This is a genomic window from Nocardiopsis sp. TRM 82005 (assembly GCF_056312425.1).
Window position 1 is genome coordinate 49,084 of record NZ_JBWDTQ010000013.1, and the last position, 22,498, is coordinate 71,581.

19 protein-coding genes are annotated in these 22,498 nt (G+C 68.8%); 10 read left to right on the plus strand and 9 right to left on the minus strand.

Features of this window, described 5'->3' with window-relative positions:
- The first annotated feature begins 43 nt into the window (after positions 1-43).
- Entirely contained in the window at positions 44-1,093 is a 1,050-nt protein-coding gene (locus tag AC0T5L_RS10360) for a hypothetical protein (RefSeq protein WP_476165198.1), read from the plus strand.
- A gap of 359 nt (positions 1,094-1,452) precedes the next feature.
- Here AC0T5L_RS10360 and AC0T5L_RS10365 read toward each other — a convergent pair whose 3' ends face one another.
- Together AC0T5L_RS10365 and AC0T5L_RS10370 are read right to left on the minus strand one after the other, a co-directional pair.
- Positions 1,453-2,904: an outer membrane protein assembly factor BamB family protein gene (locus AC0T5L_RS10365; protein ID WP_476165199.1), complete on the minus strand. Its 1,452-nt coding sequence runs from the start codon at positions 2,902-2,904 to the stop codon at positions 1,453-1,455.
- Positions 2,905-3,092: 188 nt separating this feature from the next.
- Positions 3,093-5,798 carry a DUF4132 domain-containing protein gene (locus tag AC0T5L_RS10370; protein ID WP_476165200.1) on the minus strand — a complete coding sequence of 902 codons (2,706 nt, stop codon included), beginning with the start codon at positions 5,796-5,798 and terminating at the stop codon, positions 3,093-3,095.
- Between the two features lie 533 nt (positions 5,799-6,331).
- On the opposite strand from AC0T5L_RS10370, the gene AC0T5L_RS10375 reads away from it, so the two are divergent.
- Positions 6,332-7,510 (plus strand): hypothetical protein, encoded by a 1,179-nt coding sequence (locus tag AC0T5L_RS10375; protein ID WP_476165201.1) that lies wholly within the window; start codon positions 6,332-6,334, stop codon positions 7,508-7,510.
- Here the strand turns inward: AC0T5L_RS10375 and AC0T5L_RS10380 are convergent.
- Together AC0T5L_RS10380 and AC0T5L_RS10385 are read right to left on the minus strand one after the other, a co-directional pair.
- Positions 7,459-8,079, minus strand: a complete 621-nt coding sequence (locus AC0T5L_RS10380) for a hypothetical protein (protein ID WP_476165202.1) — start codon at positions 8,077-8,079, stop codon at positions 7,459-7,461. The two genes, AC0T5L_RS10375 and AC0T5L_RS10380, sit on opposite strands and share 52 nt — an antisense overlap.
- A 78-nt stretch (positions 8,080-8,157) precedes the next feature.
- The gene (locus AC0T5L_RS10385) at positions 8,158-9,174 is read right to left on the minus strand and encodes an SEC-C metal-binding domain-containing protein (protein WP_476165203.1); all 1,017 of its coding nucleotides are present in this window, start codon (positions 9,172-9,174) and stop codon (positions 8,158-8,160) included.
- 140 nt (positions 9,175-9,314) lie between these two features.
- Between AC0T5L_RS10385 and AC0T5L_RS10390 the strand changes: the two genes are divergently transcribed.
- Entirely contained in the window at positions 9,315-9,878 is a 564-nt protein-coding gene (locus AC0T5L_RS10390; protein ID WP_476165204.1) for a hemerythrin domain-containing protein, read from the plus strand.
- Between the two features lie 66 nt (positions 9,879-9,944).
- Here the strand turns inward: AC0T5L_RS10390 and AC0T5L_RS10395 are convergent, their stop codons facing one another.
- The 3 genes from AC0T5L_RS10395 to AC0T5L_RS10405 all read right to left on the minus strand — a co-directional run bounded on the left by AC0T5L_RS10395 (position 9,945) and on the right by AC0T5L_RS10405 (position 14,397).
- The gene (locus AC0T5L_RS10395; RefSeq protein ID WP_476165205.1) at positions 9,945-10,085 is read right to left on the minus strand and encodes a hypothetical protein; all 141 of its coding nucleotides are present in this window, start codon (positions 10,083-10,085) and stop codon (positions 9,945-9,947) included.
- A 134-nt stretch (positions 10,086-10,219) separates the two neighbouring features.
- Positions 10,220-13,330 (minus strand): HelD family protein, encoded by a 3,111-nt coding sequence (locus AC0T5L_RS10400; protein WP_476165206.1) that lies wholly within the window; start codon positions 13,328-13,330, stop codon positions 10,220-10,222.
- A 737-nt stretch (positions 13,331-14,067) separates the two neighbouring features.
- Positions 14,068-14,397, minus strand: a complete 330-nt coding sequence (locus AC0T5L_RS10405) for a rhodanese-like domain-containing protein (protein WP_476165207.1) — start codon at positions 14,395-14,397, stop codon at positions 14,068-14,070.
- Positions 14,398-14,514: 117 nt separating this feature from the next.
- Here AC0T5L_RS10405 and AC0T5L_RS10410 point away from each other — a divergent pair, with 117 nt between their 5' ends.
- Entirely contained in the window at positions 14,515-15,117 is a 603-nt protein-coding gene (locus AC0T5L_RS10410) for a TetR/AcrR family transcriptional regulator (RefSeq protein ID WP_476165208.1), read from the plus strand.
- A 763-nt stretch (positions 15,118-15,880) separates the two neighbouring features.
- Here the strand turns inward: AC0T5L_RS10410 and AC0T5L_RS10415 are convergent.
- Together AC0T5L_RS10415 and AC0T5L_RS10420 are read right to left on the minus strand one after the other, a co-directional pair.
- Positions 15,881-16,117, minus strand: a complete 237-nt coding sequence (locus AC0T5L_RS10415) for a hypothetical protein (RefSeq protein ID WP_476165209.1) — start codon at positions 16,115-16,117, stop codon at positions 15,881-15,883.
- Between the two features lie 48 nt (positions 16,118-16,165).
- Positions 16,166-16,681 carry a DUF6884 domain-containing protein gene (locus tag AC0T5L_RS10420; RefSeq protein ID WP_476165210.1) on the minus strand — a complete coding sequence of 172 codons (516 nt, stop codon included), beginning with the start codon at positions 16,679-16,681 and terminating at the stop codon, positions 16,166-16,168.
- A 536-nt stretch (positions 16,682-17,217) separates the two neighbouring features.
- On the opposite strand from AC0T5L_RS10420, the gene AC0T5L_RS10425 reads away from it, so the two are divergent.
- The 6 genes from AC0T5L_RS10425 (at position 17,218) to AC0T5L_RS10450 (ending at position 22,409) form a co-directional block, all read left to right on the plus strand.
- Positions 17,218-17,571 carry a DUF6507 family protein gene (locus AC0T5L_RS10425; RefSeq protein ID WP_476165211.1) on the plus strand — a complete coding sequence of 118 codons (354 nt, stop codon included), beginning with the start codon at positions 17,218-17,220 and terminating at the stop codon, positions 17,569-17,571.
- 76 nt (positions 17,572-17,647) lie between these two features.
- Positions 17,648-18,778 (plus strand): hypothetical protein, encoded by a 1,131-nt coding sequence (locus AC0T5L_RS10430; protein WP_476165212.1) that lies wholly within the window; start codon positions 17,648-17,650, stop codon positions 18,776-18,778.
- Positions 18,779-19,058: 280 nt separating this feature from the next.
- Entirely contained in the window at positions 19,059-20,096 is a 1,038-nt protein-coding gene (locus AC0T5L_RS10435) for an RNase A-like domain-containing protein (RefSeq protein ID WP_476165213.1), read from the plus strand.
- 7 nt (positions 20,097-20,103) lie between these two features.
- Positions 20,104-20,418 (plus strand): contact-dependent growth inhibition system immunity protein, encoded by a 315-nt coding sequence (locus tag AC0T5L_RS10440; RefSeq protein WP_476165214.1) that lies wholly within the window; start codon positions 20,104-20,106, stop codon positions 20,416-20,418.
- Positions 20,419-20,437: 19 nt separating this feature from the next.
- Positions 20,438-20,761, plus strand: coding sequence for a hypothetical protein (locus AC0T5L_RS10445; protein WP_476165215.1), 324 nt, complete (start codon positions 20,438-20,440; stop codon positions 20,759-20,761).
- Positions 20,762-20,918: 157 nt separating this feature from the next.
- Positions 20,919-22,409 (plus strand): DUF6177 family protein, encoded by a 1,491-nt coding sequence (locus tag AC0T5L_RS10450; protein ID WP_476165216.1) that lies wholly within the window; start codon positions 20,919-20,921, stop codon positions 22,407-22,409.
- Positions 22,410-22,498: the final 89 nt, after the last annotated feature.

Below are 22,498 nucleotides of genomic sequence, written 5' to 3' on the forward strand. Positions count from 1 at the left end.
AGCACTACTATGCCGGGGGCCGAAACCGACGAAGGGAATCCCGATGGGGGAGACACGCCTGCTGGACGAGACATGGCACGGGGCACGCCTTCAACTGGTCCGGGACACCTTGCTGGCCATCGTGGACGACGAGTCCGAACCCGGCCTTCTCAACGACGGCTTCCTCGCGATCGCCTCCGACCTGACGAGCCGCCGCCCCTTGGGCCCCGCGCTCTCCTTCGACTCCCCGATCCACCTGGTCGGTCTTCCCACGCTCGGAACCGAACCGGTTCTGGCGTTCAACACGTCCAAGGACCTGATGATCGCCGATGTGCGTGATGGGTCCGTCCTGGAGGCCTTTCCCCTACCTGGCACACAGACAGCGGAACAGGCCTATGACGTGTGCTACCTGGCCCTGGGCCACCACGGCGGCCGTGACCTGCTCTTCCTGCACGAGGACGGCGACGGGCCTTACCACCGTTCGGTGTCGGCGACGAACCTGGCCACCGGCGAACCGGTCCCCGGTATGGCCTGCGACCACTACCGCTACCGCGAGATCAGCGAGCGCCTCACCCTACGGCACGGCTATCTGGCATGGCCCACCACCGAGGAGGTCGTCGAGTTCGGGGCCGACGACTTCAGTGTCCTCGACAAGCCCTTCGTCTACGTACAGCGGGCAGACGACGGCTCCTGGGTGGGGAAGGTCGCTCTCCACAGCTGGGTCCCCGAGGACCGGGATGTCGAGATCGCTCACGCGGCCGGGCACACCTACCTCGCCGAGGCCGGAAACATCGTCACCCTGCCCGATCTGAAGCCCGTGTTCCCAGAGGAAGATCCGTGGGTGGTGGTGTCGCGGGTGACCGAGTGGGGCGGCCGTCCGGTCGCCGTTCTCGTCCAGGAACAGCGCCACTCCCAGGAGCCTCCAGGACGGTTGTGCCACATGTTCCTGGACACGGACATCCCGAAGAAGGTCGTCCTCCCCTGGCCGGTTCCGCCACAGGCAAACGACCTGCTAGCCACCCCCGACGGCACGGTCGTGGTCTCCTCCGCCGAGGGCGTCCATGTGCTCAACGTCAACATCGAGGAGGCCGCGCGCACCGACCGACCGATGTGAGCCGGTTGGCACCAGGGCGGAGCCACGACCCCCACCCGGATGGCTGACGAAGCTCCGGTCTCCTCCCTCAGCGGAATGCGGTGCTGTGGCCCCAAGCACCCTCGCTGTCCGCCCTGGTCCGCACCCATGGGCAACGGTCGGCCATCCTCCGGTGAACCCCCGTCGGGGGTTGGTTCCACCCGCTCGCCGTGTCCACGGATGGGGGAAGGCACCGTCCCGCTACGGTGCGGCGCATGCGTTCCCCCCACGTCGCCTCGGTGCCCGCCTCGTCCGGTCGACCGCCTCGGGAAGGCGAGATCAGTGGGTCGGGAGCCCCACCCTTCACCGCGCGGTGAAGCCCCGCCCGGTGTGGCGGTGGGTTACCCGTAGGCGATCATCTGGCCGAGGCCGTCGCCGATGGGGTGCTCCAACTGGAAGATCCGGTCGTCGCGCCACCACAGCTCGGTGGCGCGCGGTTGCCGGACTCCGGAGAGCGGAGCGCTCAGGGGCTCCTCCTGGCCGGTGGCGGTGTCCACCGCGTAGAGCTGCCAGTCCCACTCGGGTCCGAGCATGCTGCACTCGCCGAACGAGCCGTCGCCGTCCAGCATCACCAGCAGCTTGTCGTCACGCACGTCGACGACCTGCGGCCCGGGGTCGCCGACACCCGTCTCCCAGAGCAGTTCGCCCGTGTCGAGATCGTGCGCGCGGATGTCGTTCGTGCAGCTGGGATTGGTGGAGTTCGTGTAGAGCCTGCCGTCATCCACTACGAACGTGCTCTCCCGGGAGGATGCTCCGAAGATCGAGGCGCCGACATCGAGTTCGTGCCGGAGGGGCCCGCCGTCGTCGAAGGCCAGGACCGGTTCGCTCTCGTGCCCTTCCCCGTCGCCGTCCGGCGCATAGCCCTCACTGCCGGCACCGAAGTGGTGTCCCAGGTCGATCGCGATGTGAATCGGGTCCGTGGCGACCAACCGCGTCCGCCTGACGGAGTCCATGTTGGGCTGGGAGCGCCCCCGGGGGGACTCGAAGGCACTGACGTCCTCGCCCGTCGCGGCGTCGGTCACGTGAACGGTGACGGACTCGTCGATGCCGCAGTCGGCCACGACGACCACCTCCGCGGCGTCGCGGGCGAGGAAGTCGGCGGCCGGGCAGAGGACCTCCCCCGCTCTGAACCCGCCGCGCCGCCACAACTCCTCGCCGGTGCCGCCGTCGAGCCCCACTAGTTCGCCCCCGACACGGACCAGGACCTGGTCGCCGGCCTGTTCGGAACGGGAACCACTGGAGAAGAGAAGATCGGCCTGTTCGAAGGCCTCGTCGGCCAGCGGGTCGGTCCGCCAGACCTCCTCGCCGGTGGTGGTGTCCACCAGCAGGGCGACATCGCAGGAGCGCGCCGGGGCATCCTCCTCGTCGGGCCCGGTCTCCTCCTCGGTGTCCCCCTCGAGGAGCACCACGCCGAAGCCGTCGAGGGCCTCGTCGCTCATTCCGCACACCGTGCCCTGGAGGTCCAGCCGCCACAGTTCATCCCCGGTTTCAGTGTCCAGGGCGGCCAGCCCCCTCTCGGCGCCGTAGACCATCGCCTCGGTGGTGTCCCAACCTCCGGTGGCTTCCCCTTCCGTTCCTTCAGCCGACCAGAGCGGGTTCCCCTGGATCTCGGCGAAGGGAGCGATGTGCCCGTCACGGAACCCGTTGACGGTCGCGATGACGAGAACGGCGACCAGAAGCACGGCCAGCGGGGCAACGAGGCATCCCAGGGACCAGAGCAGACATCCTCTGCGGGAGGGGTCGAAACTCCTGGACGCGTCGAAACCCGTGGATGTGTCGTTCCTGGCGGACATAGGCGCTCCGTGGACTACCGAAAGGTGAAGGACTGACGAGTGTTCGGACACACACGGGGATTCGGATGTTCACCTCGTGAACCGCGATAATCGTGCCCCTGGAACCACTCTCGCGGCTGAGACCGGTTCCAGGGGCAAGATCATCGCTGCTCGGGCACAACAATCGCAGCCGGAGGGAGCCCGATCCCCTATCCGTCCAGCCCACGGCGGATCTGCCCGGTGATGCTCGCGTCCTCGATGGCGCTGTCCCCGGCCAGCATCAGGGCCTTGGACAGGATCAGCGCCAGTCGGCCACCGCCCTGTTCGAAGGGCAGGAACACCCCCGGTCCCTTGTCCTTGCCCGAGGGCACGATGCACAGATAGGAGTCGTCCGGTTCCATCAGGATGTTGGCGCTGCCCAGGTGGGTCCGGTAGGAACGCAGTTCGCCCCGCACCCGCAGGAAACGCCCGTCGATCTCCAGCCGGTCGGCCACGCGCAGCCGCGGCAGCACACGCGCGAGGGCCTCGCGCCGCACGACGGCGTTCTCGGTGAGTTCGCCGAAGGCCGTCCGTCGCCAGTAGGGCAGGTGGGCACCCTCGCCCCGGTCGACCCACTGGGGATCGGCGGCGATCGAGGCCACTCCCACCGCCAGATCCACGTCGCGCATCGCCTCGGACAGCACCAGCGCCGGCACCTCCACCAGCGGGGCGGGTCCCCTCTCCCCCGCGCGGCAGAAGCGGACCTGGTCGGTGCCGCAGTGCCGGACGGGATCGGTCGCGCCCTCGTCGGCCAGGGCGATGTCGAGGGTGACGTCCCAGGAGGTCCCGCTCTCTCGATCGGTGCAGACGCGCTCGACTGGGCCGTCCTCACCGCCGTCCCAGCCGCCCAACTGGTGCACGCTCCACCCACGATCGTTCAGCAGGGCCTTGGCCTGCCCGTACTTGAGAATGTGGGCGGCGTACCGGTTGGAGTAGACCCGGGTGGCCTCCTCCGCCGGTGTGAGCAGGTAGATCTCCCGGTAGGCCTGCTTGAGGGGTTGGGCGATCTCTCGGTCGGTCAGATGCGCCCGCCACCGCTGCACCGTCTCCGGCTGGCTCCGCACGGGGTGCCACAACCGCACCCGGGCGCCGCCGTCCACGGTCGCGGTGTGCACGACCGTCGTCCCGTCGGGGTCGGCCAGACGCCAGTGGTCCCCGTCGGCTTCGGACAGCCCGCACGCCCAGGTCCGGCCGTCGTCGGCGCTCACCTCCCACAGCAGCCGCCGGGCGAGCGCCCCGGTGACCGGGTGGTCGAGGTAGTAACGGATCCAGGACGCGGCGTCCCACACCCGTCCCTGAGCCAGGAACCCCTCCAGGCGGACCCGTTCGGCCGCCACCGCCTGGCGCAGCTCCTTGAGTTCGGCCCGCAACGCCCTGACCTCGTCGGGGTGCGACTTGCGCAGGGCGGCGGGCGGGCTGGCGACGGGACGCCCCTTCGCGGAGACGAAACCCAGCACGGCGCTGCCATCCGCCTTCAGGGTCACAGTGACCGGGTGATCCCCCAGCCGGTCGGTCCGGGTCCCGTCCCGGTCCAGGCCGAAGCCGGGGACGGTGCGTTCCAGCAGTTCCTCCCCGGTGATGCCCAGCCGGTCGGCGATCGTCCCCAGGGCTTTGTCGACCACCCTCAGCAGGGTCTTCTTCTTGGCCCGTGCGCGAATCCGGGCGAGGGCGGCGACCGCTTCGTCGATGCCGCGCGCGGCCAGGACGCGCACGCAGGCGGAGGCCGTGCGTTCGGAACGCAGCAGCTTGGAGCCGCCCGGCCCGGTTCCGGCGAACACCGCGACCCGTTCCAGGAGGGGCAGCGACCAGGTGTCGGCCTCGGAGGCCTGCTCCTGCACCGCCCACACCAGGCCGTTGACGATGTTGTGCACGTGGATCAGGAAGTACGCCGTTTTCGAGCTGTAGCGGCTCCTCTCGGCCCGCGGCGTGTGCAGCACCGCCTCGACCACGCGCCGCAGCACGTTCTCCGCGTCGGGGATCGCGGCCAGCCTGCGTCGAAGCCCTTCGCGCCACTCGCGTGTGGGTCGGGCTCCGGGCGGGATCAGGAAGTGGACGAACAACTCCGCCAGACCGGGGTGGGCGGCCAACGAGGGTTCGCGCTCACGGAGCAGATCGCCGAACAGGTCCCCTGCGGGAAGGATGTGGTCCAGGGCCAGGGGGGCGCCCAGCCGCAGGAGGAGCAGGAGTCCCCGTGCGTGGGGCTCGGGATCGTCGGGTTCGCGGTTGAACAGCTTCTCTTCGCGCTCCTGGCAGCGCGCCCGGTACTCCTGCAGTTGTCCTACGCACGGAGCCAGGACATGGTCCTCCATCCGCTCGCAGACGTTGATGTGGGCATGTCGGCGGATGAGCCGTCGCTCCTCCGCATGCAGGAGAAGGGAGAGCAGGGCACTGTCCCAGGGCAGCACCATACGGGACAGGGTGAACGCGGCACTGCGGTGAACGCTGGAGAAGTAGTCACCGCGCTTGCCCTGCCCGTCGAGTTCGGTGTGTCGGGGATGGTTGGCGTTGAGCATGAACCAGAGCACCAGACGCACCCTCAGGTCGTCGTCGCACCGGTCGATCAGATCGCGCAGCGGGGTGCCCCGGTCGAATACGGAGATCGCCGTGTATCCCCGCCACCCCTGCTCGGGGGCGTGTGCGTGTATGAGTCGGTCGCACTCCTCGATCAGCTCCGGTAGGCCAGGGGCGTGCAGTCGACCCAGGACCCCCTCGGCCTGCTCGGGCATCGTCTCCCGGTAGGCCCACGTGCTCCTCCCCATGGCGTCGATGCCCAGGGCGAACTCCTCGGCGGTCCGCTTCGCCCACTCCAGGGCCGCGGCGGAGGGAACGATCGAGGTGAAGGGCGGGGGCGCGGCCGCGGTGGTGGTCTCGGTCATGGTCAGCCACCCGTCAGCGGAACGGGCTGGGCGAACACGGTCCCGAGTTCTCCGGGCAGTCCGGGAGCGGGGACGCAGACACCCAGGGGGCTCTCGATCCTGAGGAGGGCTCGGGGCATGGGGTGGTTCCTTTCACCGGCGTGGGGAGGCGCGTGCGGGGTCACGCTAGTGAGGGGAACCGACAGACGCGCCGGGGTCACGCGTCATCGCGTCGCCCTGAGACGGCCAGACCTACCTTGACCTGGATCACCCTGCCGACCCTGGGGCTGGTGGCCACCGTGACCTTCGCCGTGGTCACCCGGGTGTGCGGCCGTCGGGAGAGGGCCGCCGTTTCGGAGCGACACTGATTCACGTATGGGAAATCCTGGGGTCCGCCCTGGTCCTTTTCGGACGCCCTCCACACGAACACCTCATAAATAACAGCGGCCCCAGCATGCACACATTCAGTGGCCTCAACCGGCCACTCGGGGTTCGGGGAACGGGCGGGGGGAAGGAAACAGGCGCACGCCAACGCGGAACCACGAGGTGAAGCGGTGCCCACTTCCCCAGGGCCGTCCCCGTTCGCCAGCCACGCCCCATCCGATCCCCTCGCCGCCGTACGCGGCCGAGTCCTGCTGCACGTCAAGGGCACGGCCAACGCGCCACTGCACAGGGTTTCCACCGAGGCCGAAGGAGTGGTGTTCTCCGGAAAGAACGCATGGAAAAGGGCGAAGGAATTCGTCGCGGATAATCCGAGCACCCCCGTGGTTCTGGACCCTTCCGAATACGAGGACTTCTACGCGGCTTTCGAGGAACCCTTCACGCTCGAACAGCAACTCCGCATCGACACACAACGGACCGGCATCGGAGCAACCCTCGAACACCTGACGTCGAACCCCGCCGACCTGGTCCTGACCCCCACCCGGTACCTACGGTGTGACGCCGTGGGAGGACGGGCCCTGGACGAGGCCGTCAGACAGGTGAACAAGACGAACATGCGGGGCGTCGTCTTCGCCGTGCCCGTCGACGCGCGATGGCTCACCGACCGCCGGGAGCACCTCATCAGCGCTCTGCGGCGTGTACGCGCGCCCAAGGCACTGATCCTCGGGGCGCGGGGGAACCCGCTGGAATCGGCTGTCAGGGCGAGGGCGCTGCGAGAGGTCATCCGCTCCTGCCCGGGAACCGCGCTGCTCAGAACCGATATGGCCGCGCTGGACGCGATGGCCCACGGAGCGGCTTTCGCCTCCGTCGGCGACACCGCCTCGGTCCGCCACGCGGTTCCTCCCGACAAGCAGGGCGGAAAACCGGGTCCGAAATCCAGCCCCGATGTCATCCTGCCCGCCCTGATGGGCTACTTCCGCGGCTCCACCCTCGCCGAACGGCTGAGAAACCCTCAACGATGTGACTGTCTTCCCTGCGTCGAATGGGGTGAGGCGCGGAACAACGGTGAGGTGGGCAGGCTCCTCAGCGACTTCCAGGACTCGTCCGACACGGGAGAGGCCCACGCCCACAACATGGCGATCTGGTCCCGGTGGTGGAAGGAGCTGTGCTCTGAGTCCTCCTACGTGGATGTGCGGGCACGCTGGCGGGGGATGTGTCGGCGAGCCCACCTCGAATACGAGTGGCACAACAGAGCGGTCTCCCCCAGAGAGGACACGTTCACGGCCTCGGACGCACTGCGCTACTGGGCGGGTGACAAGGACGGGAGGTTTCGCTCCTCCACGGCCCGGTAAACGCGCTCGGCGAAACGCCAGTTGAGCGCCGCGGCGGATTCGGGAACCTCCGTGCGGGGTCTCACCAGAACCCTCACACCGTCGCCGTCGCGCTCCGCGAGTCCCACACCGTAGAAGTCCGCCTCCCAGCACGCCCGCTCCCGGTCCTCCCCGAGCGGAGAGCACACGGCCATGCGGGGTGCGACCGGACCGAGGACACAGGCCCGGTCGAGGGCGTCGAGCCACTTCTCTTCCTGGGTGACGAGCAGGTCCAGTCGCACGGGCATGTCCGCCAACCGAAGGACCCGCCCGTTCCTACGCGAGCGGGTCCACGTGGGCAGAGCCGGGAGAATGCGCTGTTCACGCTCGGTCAGTGCGTCCACGGGGACCCACTCCTCCAACGGAAGTGCCTGGAGTACCTGGTAGACCCCCAGGCGCGGGCCGAGCACCCTACCGCCCGCGCGGAGCCTGCCCTGTGTTTGGACAGGACGGTAGACGGCCGTGACAGGACCGCCGCGCACGCCCAGGTCCGCGGTCCGCGCCTCCATGGAACCGACGAGTGTCCGGACATGCTGGGAGTGGAGTTCCATCCCACAGATGGTGGCAGAGAAGCCCGTGCCCCGTACGTGGTTGTCCACAGGTGCGGTCAATGGGCGTACCGGTGACACTCACCGGTTCGAGGGCGAACCGCAGCACTTCTTGTACTTGCGCCCCGACGCGCACCAGCAGGCCTCGTTGCGCTCGGGCGGCCACGCCCGGAGCCTCGGGTCATTCGCGGCGAACTCCCGGTTCACCCAGGCTAGGGCGGTGGCGCTCTCCGCCGGGTCCAGGCCGGAGCGCTCGGCGAACTCCGCGATCTCCTCCACACCGTGCAGCACCACGCGCCACCGCGTTCCGGGCTGCTCGTGCTCCCGTTCCCGCAGGGTTCGCTCGGCGGCGCGGTAGTAGGCGTCAGCGCCGCGCTCGGCGGTCTCCTCCCCCGTGAGCAGTCCCCGGGCGCGGGCCTCGTCGAAGGCCTCGCGGGAGTAGAGCGTCTCCACGTCCCCCACCGGGCCGTCCTCCTCCGGCCGGTCCTCACCCTCTGCGCCGGGGAAGTCCATCACTCCCTGCATCTGCCGTTCGACCACGGCCACGGCCACCTCGTCATGCGCGTCGCGTGTCAGCCCCAGCTTCATCCGTGCCAGCAGACGGCTGACGAGCGGCGCCAGGGAGAGGTCGTCCTCGTCCGCGAGCTCCTCCGGTGGCGCGGCGAGCAGCTGTCGGCCCGCGATGTTGTGGCAGCGCAGCGACTCGTCCCACCGCTCCGTCTCCTGGAGGTCCTCTCCGAGCAGCTGGGCGGGCCCCTCCTTCAGGTGGCCGGAGCGGAGCAGTTCGGCGGTGATCCGTTCCGCCTCGTCCGCGTCCCCCTCGTCCTGGCTCCCGCGCAGGATTCTGGCCAGCTCAACGGAGGCGTGCTGGTGGTCCTCCGGGGCGGGCGGGTGCGCGCGCACGATCTCCAGCAGGCGACGGGCCTGGGCGATGTGCCCCGCGCGGCCCAACTCCGCGACGAACCCCAGGAGGAGCGCGCCCGCGTGGTCGGGGTCGGCGGCCGTGTCCTCCAGGAGGCGGCCGGGCAGGTCCAGTTCCCGAAGTGCGTCTGTCAGGGACGTGTCGTCGCTGGTGGGAGTGGCGGCGGGGTCGGTCATGGTCACCAGCCTAGGGGCCGCGGGAACCCCGGGCCGTGCGTTTACCGGTAGAACGCGACGAACCACGGCTGCCGTGTTAGGAAGGGGCCGTCTCGGGCAGTGGTCGTCGATATCCGTATCCGTGATTTCAGGGGGAGACAATGACCGCGGAAACCCAGAAACCCGACCTCATCGAGGTCATCATCTCCGACCACCGCCAGGTCGAGCGGATATTCACAGAGCTGGAGGGCTCTCTTTCACCCGAGGCGCGCAAGCAGCTGACCGAGCACGTGATCACCGAGCTGGTACGGCATTCGGTCGCCGAGGAGCAGCACATGTATCCGGCGGCACGGCGGGTGCTGGACGACGGCGACCAAATCGCCGACCACGAGCTCCAGGAGCACGCCGAGGCAGAGCAGGTGATGAAGGACCTGGAGGGTCTGAACGCCGGCGACCCCGAGTTTCAGCGACTGCTGAACAGGCTGATCTCGGATATCCGCCACCACGTCGAGGACGAGGAGAAGGACCTGCTGCCGCGCCTGCGCGCCGCGTGCACGCCGGAGGAGTTGCGGGACCTGGGCGCCAAGGTGGTCAAGGCCAAGGAGCAGGCGCCCACGCGCCCCCACCCCAGCGCACCGGACACCCCGCCCGCCAACAAGATCCTGGACCCGGGGGCGGGGCTCATCGACCGGATGCGCGACGCGCTCTCGGGCCGCAGCTCCTGAACACCAGCCGCACGGCCCCGTTCCCGGCACGGGAACGGAGCCGCCGTGTGCGCGCGGCGCGTGGGTTCAGACCCGGTCGACACGAACGCGGGACCCGGGCCGCACCGGTCCGGTGGAATCGCCCGAGCCGTGCTGGTGCTTCAACTCCGCGAAGCAGGAGAAAAACGGTTCGGTGAAGACGAGCACCGCCACCGCGTGGCCGGTCATGGTGACTGTCTCCGTCCACCGGCAACCGGTCCGAGTACGGGCGGGTGTTGTGTCCGTGATGACGGGGGAAGCAGCGTCCGCTCTCATACCTTCTCCTCGGATCGACGGACACCTCCGCGCAGGACCGCGTGCGCTCACCGAAAGACGGGCCCGAAGACCAGGACCGCATCCTCGCCGCGCCACGTATCCTCCTCTCGCCAGATCACCGACACTCCGGTGGCGCCGAGCAGCGCCGGGGCCGACCAGTCCTGCTCGGGAGGGGCGGGAAGGACGAGGCACATCCGGTCGGCGTCCACTCCCCCGGCCCAACGTGCTTCCAGCGCCTCCAGGGCCGCCTCGCGCAGCCGCCCGTAACCGGTGTCCTCGGAGGGCAGGACCCGGTACAGGACCGATCGGCCGGAGAGCTCGCAGAGCACGTCGCCAGTCTCCTGCTCGTCGGGCAGGCTCCCGTTGCGGTAGAGGTCGGCGATGAGGCTGTGGCGCACGAAGCCGTACACGCTCCGGTCCTGCGGCTCCTCCCGTTGTCCGAGCCCGGCCAGGAACAGGCACAGGTGTTCGGCCGCGGTGGGGTCCTGGGGCCCGCCCCGCCGTGGAACGTGTGGGATGGGCACGCTCATCCGCTGCTCTTCCGTCCGCTCGGTCATGGTGTCGCTGCGCCTCTCGGCGGTGCGCTGGGAGGTCCGGGAGCTGACACCTGCCGTGTACTGGGCCCAGCTGCGTTCGGCGTGCACGGTCTGGTAGTCGACCACCGACGCGGCGGCGCGGTCCAGGACCAACCGGTAGCCGTCGCGCTCCACGTGCCAGCGGCCGTCCGTGCGCCGTGCCTGCCGCCCCTCGGTCAGGAGGTCACCGAGCATGACGCGGATCTCCGCCTCGGCCTCCCTCGCCGTGGCTCTGTGGTGGACCGCGAAGCGGGCGCGCGCCGCGGCCCCGACGGTGATCGCGGCAGCCCGTACGGAGTCCTCCAGCCGGGCTCCGGTGTCCAATCCGGCAGGCGAACTCAGCGCGGTCGGCTGCTTCTCCGGGCGTCGGGCCCGTTGGGTGCGGTAGCCCTCGCACCCGGGCTGTCGGCACCAGCCGTCCGGGGAGCTCGTGCGATTACGGCACGGTTGACCGTCGGCGCGGTGGCGTGTGCAGGTCCTCTCCTGGTCCGTCGCGGGCGCGGCGGGGTCGACCAGGGTGTCGGGCAGGGATCCGGTGTGCAGGACGGTCAGGGTCTGGGTGCACCGGGTCAGCGCGACGTAGAGCCGCCCGTGTCCGCCGGGGCCGGAGTCGGAGATCTCACGGGGTTCCACCAGGACGACGTGGTCGAACTCCAGGCCGCTGACGTCGGACGCCGGAAGGATCCGAACACCGCCTGTGGGCGCGGAGCCCGCCTCCAACGCGTTCGTGAGCGGCTCCAGGAAGGCATCGTCGGCGATGACCGCCACGGAGCGTTCGCGTCCCTCGTCCAGCAGGGCGGTCACGCGTCGTCGGACACCGTCGACCAGTTCGTCCGGTTCGAGACGGGTCATGGTCAGTTCGCCGTCCCGGGGCGCGCGGAGCGTTTCGGGGAAGGTCGTCAGCTCGGAGGCGGCCACGGCGGCGGGGACGGCCGTGTGCATCACCTGGCTGGGGATGCGGTATCCGAGGGTGAGTTCCTGGAGTTCCCACCCGTCGGGCAGTTCCAGGTGGTCGGTCAGGGCCGCCCAGTCGGGGTGGTTGTGTGCTCCCGTGGACTGGGCGAGGTCGCCCAGGATGGTGAGGGAGCCGCTCGGGCAGCGGCGGGTCAGGGCGCGCAGCTGCATGGGGGTGAGGTTCTGCGCCTCGTCGACCACGATGTGCCGGTAGCGGTCCGGGACGTCTCCGTCGAGCAGGATCCGCAACTCCTCCATGCAGAGCAGGTCGGCGCTGCTCCAGGGCTCCTGGTCCGCCCGTCCGGCCGCGGGCCGGTGCAGCGCCGCCCGTTCCTGGTCGGTGAGGACGTCCTCGGAGGCTCGCGCCAGGACCTGCGGGTCGTCGAGGATTCTGCGGTACAGGCGGGTCTCGGAGATCCTGGGCCAGGTGGCGTTGACAGGCCCGGCCAGCAAGGACGTGATGCGGCGGCGCAGCGCCTGCCCCTGACGGCGCTGCCGGTAGGAGGCCTGGTCGATCATGCGGTCCACGAGCAGGTCGGTGAAGCGCTGGCGACGGGCGTTCATGGAAGCGTCCAGACCCAGCGCCTCGTCGAAGATCCGCTCGATGTCGGCCCCGTCCACCACCAGGATGTCCTCGCCGATCTGGATGCTGAGCCGCCCGTGGCCGAGGAACTTCGACCAGGCTCCCTGGCGCACCGTGTCGCGGACGGCTCCACGCAGGACCTCGGCCATCCGGGCGTCGGACTTGGTCCTGTGCTGTTCGGTGGTGTCGTGCCCCCTGATCCGTCCCCGGCACAGGTCGTCGACGCGCAGTGAGGTCACGCCGCGTGTTCCCAGGGAGGGCAGTACCTCGCTGACATAGTCGAGAAAGTGTCGGCTGGGACCGACAACGAGGATCTGCCCCGGTGTGAAGTGGTCGTTGTCCAGCAACCAGGTGACACGGTGCAGGCCGATCGCGGTCTTGCCGGTCCCCGGCCCGCCCTGGATCACCAGTGCGCCCGGCCGGTCGTGGCAGACCAGGTCGAGCTGGTCGCGGTGGATCGTCTCGACGATGTCGCGCATCAGCCCGTCGCGGGAACGGTCCAGTTCCTGGTGCAGGAACGGGTCCTCGGCCGAACCCGCCTCCTGCTCCTTGCGGGCCCTGATGGCGGCCGCCACCTGGGCAGGGGCCCCCTTCCCCGGGGAAGGGGGCTCAGCGCTGCGGACGAGTTCGTCGTAGTAGTCCACCACGCGTGCGCCACGGCAGCGCAGACGTCGGCGGAGCGTCACCGTGCCCTTCTCGGTTCCGCGTTCGCGCCGCCAGCGGACCGCCGCCGGGCTGCTCCACTTGACGACGAAGACGGCGCCGCTCTCGTCCCGGATGCTTCTACGGCCGACGTAGAAGGTCTCGTCGTCGCCCTCCTCGCGCAGGTCCACCCGTTGGACGACGAGTTGCTGTCCACCGAGCTCGTACTGCGCGACCCAGCGCGCATACTCCTGGCGCTGGGCCACGCTGTCCTTGGCGCTGGCCGCGGCGTCCGCCTTCGCCAGCCGCTCGGTCTGGCCACGCTGCCGTTCCAGGCACCGGTGGGCCCGGTCCACCGCGTCCTGCTCCTGCTCGATGATCCGTTGGCGGGCCTTGCTCCCCATTTCCTCGCCTCCCTGACGGAGAAAGGTGCGGTGGTCGGCGCCACGGGGGTGGTGGCGTCACCGTGCTCCGGCCGGTCGCGGAACGGCCAACACACGCGGGGCTGGCCTCATGTTCGTGAACCCGTCCAACTCCAGGTGCCCTGTGCACACACGAAGCAAGGAGTACACAACATCATACGTCAGTTTGTGAATAATGCCAACCATGAGAAAGACGGCTTCCCTATGTGAGGGTCGGGTGCGCCGCGCCACAGGGACACCCTGCTCCGGACGCCTGCGCGAACACCGCGGCAACGTCTCCCCAGCAGCGGTGATACGAAGCTGCGCCATGAGCGCTGGAGGCGCCGCCCCGGCTCGCACATCGGTGGACCCACGGGTGCTCGTATCCGCATCCGCGAACCCACCGACCCAGCCAGCCCTACGGCCACTGCTCTCGGAGGCGCTGGGCCAGGGCGTCGAGCCAGGACCACAGCACGCGCTCCGCACCGTGCCCCGGCCGGAAGGCGGCGGCCCAGGCGGCCGACACGGGCGCCGTCCCAGCGCACCCCGCTCCAACTCCGCCAGTACGTCGAAAGCGTCCTCGTCCACGCCGTCCACCCAGCCGGACACCGTCCTCAGCACCACCGCGATGTTTCCGGGTTCGGCCGCGATCTCCCGCAACGCCCGGACCAGGCTTTCGGTCCACCACTCGGGGGCCTTCCCCGCGATGTGGCTCAGCCGGGTCCCGGCCCGGGCGAGGGTCAGCCCTTGTCGACGGGCAGCCCGGCCTCCACCCAGTCCTGGATGCCCTCCCGATACTTGCGTACCCGGGTGTAGCCGAGCCCTTCGAGGGCGGTGGCGACGGCCTGACTGCTGCCGCAGGCGGGGTTGGAGCAGCACACGGCGAGGAGGACGTCCTTGTCGGGAAGCAGTTCCGCCGCCCGGTCCGCGACGACCTCATCGGCCGTCAGCGCGAGGGCGCCGGGCAGGTGCTGCTGCTTGTAGTAGCTGCCTCCCAGGGCGTCGACGACGGTCACGGTCCCGTCGTCGATGTGCTTCCTGAGGTCGTCACGGCTGATCAACGTGGTCATACCACTCTCCTGACCGGACCATGGTCCGGTTGTATTAGCGAAAAAATCGGACCGGAGTCCGCTTAACCCTGCGAGAATAAACGGACTTAAGTCCGTTTACCTACTAGAGTGGTGGCCGTGAACGACGAACTGCTGCAGGCCCTACGCCGTCCTCCCCAAGAACGAGCTGACGCCGCCCGCAACCGGTCCCGCGTCCTGGAGGCGGCCGGCCGACTGTTCGCCGAAGGCGGTGTGGCGGCCCTGACCGTGGACGCGGTCGCGCGGGAGGCCGGGGTCGGCAAGGGGACCGTGTTCCGGCGCTTCGGCGACAAGTCCGGCTTGGTCTCCGCACTGTTGGACCAGCGCGAACGCGAACTCCAGGAGGCCATCGTCTTCGGCGCCCCTCCGCTGGGCCCTGGAGCGCCCGCGCGCGAGCGGGCGCGGGCCTTTTTCGACGCCTACCTGACGTACCTGGCCGATCACCTGAACCTGGTCAGGCTGTCGGAGACGGCCTCGCCGGGAGCCCGCTTCCGCGTCGGTGCGTACGTGTTCTGGCACCGGCACCTGGCCCTCCTGTGCGCGAACCGGCCCGACCCCGACCATCTCGCCCATGTGCTCCTGGGGATGGTCGCCGCGGACCTCAGCACCGAACTGCTCGCCCAGGGCATGGGATGGGACCGCATCCGCGCGAGCGTCGCCTCGGCTGTGGATACGCTGGTCGACCCCTCTTGCTCCCCCTGAGCGCGTTCCGGAAACCGGAGAGCTGAACAGGGCGGACGGCGGGCACAGCGAGGAACCTGGTGATGTCTCCCTCACCTGGGGTCGAGGCCGGATTTGACCATTTCGCTGCGCGGGTGTTGGAAGTTGAAAAAGACCCAGGTTGCCCCCCGCTAACTGAATCGGCCAGGAGCAACCCATGGCGCTGACCGTGGATACCAGCCCAGAACCACGGCGGCCACAAACGATAAATATATCCAGGTAGACACGTAAACAGCCTTTTTGCCGGAGGCCGTGGCGAATTCGCTACTGTTTCCAGGCGGAGCACATGCGGGTGAGCTGAGAGCGGACCATCGTGCCGCTCATGTGACTGAGGTTAAGCGGCGGGTCCAGGAGGGCGAGCACCTCCTGTTCCAGCGCGCCGAGGGCATCGGCGTCGGTGACGGGTACGGGGACGCTCCTCCATCCAGGCGGAGAGTGCGTCCTCGGTGCTCGGTCGCACTCCGAGCGAGGCCGCGAGCACGGTCGCCAGACTCAGTCGGAACGTGGAGCAGCCGACACGGCCCGCCCAGGTGCATTCCGACCAGCCGCTCGTACAGTGTGCTACAGGACCGCCTACCGCTCGGCCAGCGTGTCGCCCCGGCCTGTCCCGCGTGGACCTTCCCCTCCTCGATCCGCGCCGCCAGTCCGCTGCTCAGGTCGCGTACTCCCGAAGCGTCCACCCACCAGCTGTAGAGGCCGGGAACGGACAGGGTCGCGCGGTCCCTGGCCCGCAGTTCGGCCGGGGTCAGAGCCGCGGAGCGGTCGGACAGGGCAGCCGCCGCCTGTTGTGCGGTCGGAAGCTTCGGTCGGGGTCCTGGGACGGTGTGGGCATTCGGGGATCAGCCGTGTGCCGGTCGTGCCAGACCAGGACCTGCCCCGGGGACTCGGCTTGGACCGGTATCCGCACCATGGCACCGTGCTCCTCCAGTGCCGCTCGTAGTACGTCGGCGTAGTCCGCTCCGGCGTGGATCTCCACATGCAACCCGGCGAGCCGCCCATGGCGGGCCAGCTGGGCGGTGACGAAGCCGACCTACGCGCGCCGGAAGGGCGTCGGCAACTCTCCCAGGTGCAGGTCGTACGGCGCGATCTCCTCGTGAGACTCGACCAGGCCCCAGCGTGCGCTGACGACGTACCAGGGCCTTCCCGTCCGATCGGCGTAGGCGCGCCGCCGATAAAAGAGCGGGCTCTGGTACAGGTCGCGCGTGGGCCTCGCGGTCGTCTCCTTCGTCTTGACACAGCCGACCAGGATGACGTCGGCGTGAGGTGCCTCCTCCGGCCGCACGGGCTCCTCGGGGAGGGTCTTCGCGTGCTGCCGGTTCGTGTCGGGGTCCGCCAACCGGTAGGTGCCCCGCGCGGTTCCGAGCAGGAGCGGTCCGGTACCGCCCGTCGGCTCGGTCGCGTGGTGCAGCTGTGCGCGGACCGTCTGCGGACCGATGTCCGGGTGGTTCCTGGCGAACCAGGCGGCCACCGGCTCGCTGGTGAAGGGCTGGTCGAGCCCGCGGACGCACTGGGCGAGGAGTTCACGAACCGGCGCGTGGTACTTCATCTCTGCCTCGCAGGGGGCTGGAGGATGTTCGACGGCATCGGTCAGGTCCTACGCCCCGTCCGAGGCGGTGAACCGTAGGCGTTGCCCGGTACGGACCCAGTCGACTCGGGTCTGCGGGATGGTGCGCGAGTCCGTCAAGGGCGCGGCGCGGCTGCGCGCCACCAGGCCTCGAAGCCGACCCCACTGTTGCACGCGACCTTCGCCCGGGGGTGTCGGATGACCGCATCCGGCCACTTACGAACCTTCCGCGCGCACGCGCTTGACCTGCGTCTCCTCCGGTTGGCGGCTATCGCACCACACACCCCGGAAAGTGACGTGCGCCACTCGCCGCCGCGGGGTTTCCCCGGCATTCCCGGTTGCCCTTGCCTCCACCTGCGCACATACGCACAGCTTCGCCAAAGCGACCCTTCACGAGGAACCACGCAAATGGTGAGAAAGCGTCTCACCCCTGTGGAACGCTCAGTGAGCAGGCGGACACCTGGCACGTACCTCCACCGCCCTGCCCCTGCCCGTCTCCCCGCCGGAAGGAGCCCTTCATGTCCGCGTGGAACATCCAGGTACCCGAGGTCAACGGAGTCCTGCACAACGTCTCCGAACTCGTCGGTGACGAGGAGGGCACCACCGGGCTGTCCGGGGAGTACACCGACCTCGGCGAGAGCCTGGAGGAAGTGGGCACGGCGGCTTCGAGCGTCCCCATCCGCATCGCTCTCAGCGAGTTCGGAGAGCACTTTCTCGGCATCGTCGGCGAGATGGTCACGCTGAGCGCCAGCGCCACCGGAGGCGCAGGCGAGGCCACCACCCACTACGCGGACGGCAACCTGGAGATGGCCGAGAACGCCCAGGGCAACGCGGGCGAGGTCCCCGAACCCCAGTACCCTCAGCCGCACTGACCCAGGTTTGCCCCCTTCTTCGTTCCCTCCCCCGCTCCGGCCCTCAGGTCGGCCTTCCCCCACTCCTCAAGGGTCCATGGAATTCTCCTCCTTCTCCACAGACGCGTGCGAACCCGCCGGTGACGACGGAGTCGTCCCGGGGCTGGTCCCCATCCCCAACGTCAACCCCGACGAACTCGAAGAAGCCGCCGAGCGGTTCCGTGTCATCGGCGAGGCCATCGAAGAGTCCGGTTCGGGCATCACCACCACCTGGGCCTCCCTCACCGGTATCTACGTGGCACCAGAAGCCGACACCCTGCTCTCCGTCCTGGACCCGGTCTCCTCCGACGGCTCCACAGTCGCCACCGGGGTCAAAGACGCCGCCGACGCGCTGGAGACCTTCGCCGAGACCGCGCGCGAGATCAAGTCCCGCCTGACCGGCATCAAGACGGAAGTCCAGGCCTTCCGCTCCGACGTGGGCTGGGACGAGGAGTGGCTGGAGGACGAGGACCAGCGCGAAGTCAACAACGACCTGAACAACCGGATCGCCACGGCCGTCACCGAGTACCAGGACGCCGAACGCGACTGCGCCAACAAGATCGGCCAGCACTACGGCGGCACCTTCTTCACCGGCCACAGCGACAAGGCGACCTACGACCAGACGAAGAGCGACGGCGAGCGTTCCTGGCAGGTGTACGGCACCTCAGCGCCCCGGGCCGACCAGCCCAATCCCTGGGGTGGCCCGGTCGACGCACCCACCGGCGCGCTGGAGGACGCGCTCTGGGGCCTGGGCGACCTCGCCATCGGGGCGGTCGCCGGTCTGGGCCTGTCCACCGGACTGTACCGGGACGGCCAGGGCGCATACCCGTTCGGCACCGAGCACGGACACAACCTCCTCTTGAGCTGGGAGGAGGGCAAGGAGACCTTCTGGGCCCTGACGGGTTCGGACGGGCAGGGCGAGTGGGTCTCTCCGGGCGACATCGACGAGCAGTACCAGAACGCGAAGGGCGCGTGGCAGGAGTACGGCGACTCCATCGTTCCCGTCAGCGAATGGGACGACCGGCCGATGTACACGGTCACCAACGGGGCCGGAAACGTCCTGATGATGACCAATCCGGTGGGGTGGGCCAAGAGCTTCCTCAACGGTCCCGACCTCGGCGGGGGGGCCGAACCCGCACAGCGACGGTTCCCTTCCCGCCGACCGCGGCCCCGACGGTGTGAGCGGTAACGGCAGCGGGCTCCACGGCACCGACACCGTGGGCATGCCCGTCGATAGCTCTGCGGCGGGCCGACCCGACCCGGGCAACACCATCGGCGGGATGGGCGAGTCCCTGGCGAAACTACAGAGCCAGGTGAACGGGGCCCCGACAGCCGATCCGAGTCCACCGACCGGTTCCCCTGCTCCGGCTCCGGAGAGCTCAACGCCCACCACGTCCGTCCCAGAAACCTCCAGCACCCCCACCGATCCCACTGGAGAAGCCCCTTCCTCACATGGGGAGGGCATCCCAATGGCCACGCCCGACCCGACGGGCACTCCGCCCGCGGGAGAGGGCGAGGCGCCCGGAGGCGAGAGTGACCCGACCAGCCAGGAAATCCACGACGGCACCACGAGCAGCGGTGCCGACAGCTCCAGCGACCCCTGGGCGACCTCCCCGGTCAGCGACGGTTCCGCCACCGAGCAGGAAAGCCCCACCACCCCGGTCACCAGCCCCGCCGACGGGGGCGGGGACGGTTCCACCATCGACAACTCTGTCGCCACGGATGGCACCGACACCGGAACCAACCCGAGCGGGGCCGAGCAGACGGGACAGGGCCCCCAAGAACACAGCACCGGAAACCATAACCAGGGCGGTACCAGCGAGGGCGAGGAGTCCCCGACGCCCGACGGCGGTGGTAACTCGGGAAGCGGCGACGAGCCGCCCCGAGACGACGTGGGTACCGGCGACGATGACGAAGGGGATCAGGATGATGGTCAGGCGTCCGATGACAACGCAAGCGAGCCGGAGGAAGGCGGCTCCTCCCAGAGCATGGACGGCGAGTCCGAGGTCGATCCTTCAGAACTCCTTCCCGGAGGAAGTCTTACCGCGAACGAAGCAGCGGGAGGTCACGCCGTCGAGCGCCACGTCGGCGTGAGCATCGAATACCTGAAAGATAGGACTCTTGGTAATATCCCGGGAGCACCGTCGGGCAGAGTGGCAGGAAGTTACCACGATCTGGAGACAGCGGAACTCGCAACCGCTGTCGTGCTCGACAAGCACAGTGTGGAAGTATCCTCATGGCTACAGGAGGATATGAGCGTCCAGACCAACAGAAGAAAGCTTTTCAAGAACGTCGATGTCAGCCTCGAGGATCTCGGTTACGCCGTAAAACGCCTGGGTTCGGCGGCGAATCCCATCGGGTGGGAGTACCCTGACCCGACTCACGTCACCGTCATGCTCGTTTATGAACCTGACATGCCACCGCACCACTTCAGGGTTCACACCTCCTACCCAACCCCCAAGCCCGAAAACGAAATTCAGATACCCTCACCCACTACGAACCCATAGGAAGACAATGGAAACCCCGGAAGAAAAATTCAAGAACCTCTGCTATCTTTTCAACTACTATCTACACCAGGACTGGACAATCGAAGGCGAAACCCTCTCTGACGTCTTCGAACAGAACAAGGCCCTTCATGAGATCTCACAAGGCATTCAACGGGAAGCCAAAACTCTCCTGAATGAAGGGCACGAAAACCAGTACCTGGACGATATCTTCTTTGGCCGATGGAGTGCTGGATACGAACCGGAATCGGAAGGACACGACGACTGGAACGACGTCCTCAGAGAGATCGTCCACTTCTCCGAGCGCTACACAGGCGGTGAATGACGTTCCCATAAGGAGAAAAATGGCACGCTCAGAAATTATAATGGCCTCTACAGGAGTTAATGAAGTCGTCTCCAAGATTCGCTCCATCTCAGACTACAAGCAAGAGAAGGCAATCATCGGCACGATTGAAATTCGCCTAGGAGGCATGATTATCGATGTTGAGAATCTTGACGTCTATGCTGAATCCAGCACGGCCATAGAAGTTCATGGACCCGACTGGAACGAAGTGGCGAGGAGCGCTGAGCATATTTTCCACCTCTTGGATAATGAAACTGACTGGCGCCTGGAAATGCGATTCGACGGAGACGACAACCCCGCATGGGAACGACCAAAGCTGTCCTGATCCAGGGCAAAGTGCATGCCCACGACTGGCTGGACGAGAAACTGCGCGTGGCAGCCGAGGGCAGAGCCACCGGATAGAGCGCAGCCGACACACGTCAACAGCAACTCGCCTCGGCCCACCCACGGACCCGGCGCACGTCATCGAAGGAGCTTCCTCCGTGAGCCGCACCCTGGTCGTCCTCCTGGAGCACCCGCCCGGAGTCCCCGGACTGACGCGCGCCCTGGCCACGGCCGGACCGGTGCTGCGCGTGCGTCTGGCCGCCGACGGCGCGCTCATCCAGCTGCGTGACAGAACGGGGCGACTGGTCGCGGCGGTGCACGCCGCCCAGCGGCTCGCGGTCTCGGCCGAGGCCGAACGGCTCCTGGGCACCGCACTCCCCGACAGCCTGCCCGCGCAGCCCTGGTGGGTGGAGGCCCGCACCACCGAGGCGGGACTGGCCGACCCCGCCACCCGGCAGGCGATGCGCCGCTTCGCCGACACCCTGGTGCGGTGGTACGGCGGACTGGTGTGGCAGCCCGAGGAACGCCTGCCCGCGCTCGACGGGATCCCCATCCGAGACACCGGACACCCGATGGTCGCCGCGCTCACCGAGGAGGCCGCCGTGGTGGTCGAGGACCGGCCCGTCGTATCGGTCTCGGCCTGGCTGGCCGATGCCCTTGCGGTGCACGCCCGCCAGGGCCGAGCCCTCCAGCTGGTCACCCCTTCAAGCTCCCGGCTCACCGATCCGCTGGCGACCCTGCTGACCGCGCCCCTGGCACGCTGGGCGGTGGCCGACGACGGGTTCCGCGACGGGTTCTCCGGCCGCCCACTGGCCTGGGACGAACGCTACGGCTTCGTCGCCGACGCGTCCGGCACCCCGGCGGCCGACTCCCCGCTGTGGACTGAACCGGCGCCAGAGGAGGCGGAACACCAGTTGCTGGTCACGGTCAAAGCCGACCACCCCGCCACGCCGGGCCTGGTCCTGGGCCAGACGGTGGAGCTGCTCACCGAAGCCCTGGCCGGGGCCGCGCCCTCCCTGTTCGGCCCCACCGAACCCGCCACTCTGTCGTGGGACACCCGGAAACTCACCGCCCTGTGCCGGGACCGCGCTCCCCGCTCCTCATGGCTGGCGTTCACCGGGCCGCCCCCACCGGTGTGCGCCGAGGGGGTGCGCGCCTTCTGCGGCACGCTGCGGGTGCGCCGGACCCGGGAGGGCGTCCGCGAAACCGTCACGCTCACCGTGAGCCACCCACCGGGAGACGAACCGGACCTGTCCGCGCTGGCCCCGCTCGTGCGGGAGCTGACCGACCGGGGCGTGTTGCACGTGATGGAGGTGCGCCGCCGCCGGAGCCGCGCGGACCTGACACGGGGGCCGTACCGGACGGGCGGCCTGGCCCCGGTGGGGCTGGCCCTGGGCGTGGAGACCATCGCGTCCCTGGGCGTCCACCACGCCCTGGACGCACCCGTGCGCGCCGTCCCGATCGGGCCGCCGATGACCCCGGCGGTCTGGTACGACCTGGAGACCGACGACGATCACGAAGACGGCGGCTGGGAGGGCTTCGGATCGCTGCTGGCCCACGTGGACCCCGCGAGGATGCCCGGGCGGCGTGATTCGGGCGGGGACACCGTTCCGGTGGTCAGGTTCCGGATGCCCACGGCGTCGAACTGAGGCAAGAGGTTCCTAGATCGTTGATGGGAAATCCCTGAACCTGCTGCGGGCACGACGAAGGGCGTCGAGGATCGGTGTGTGACGACCAA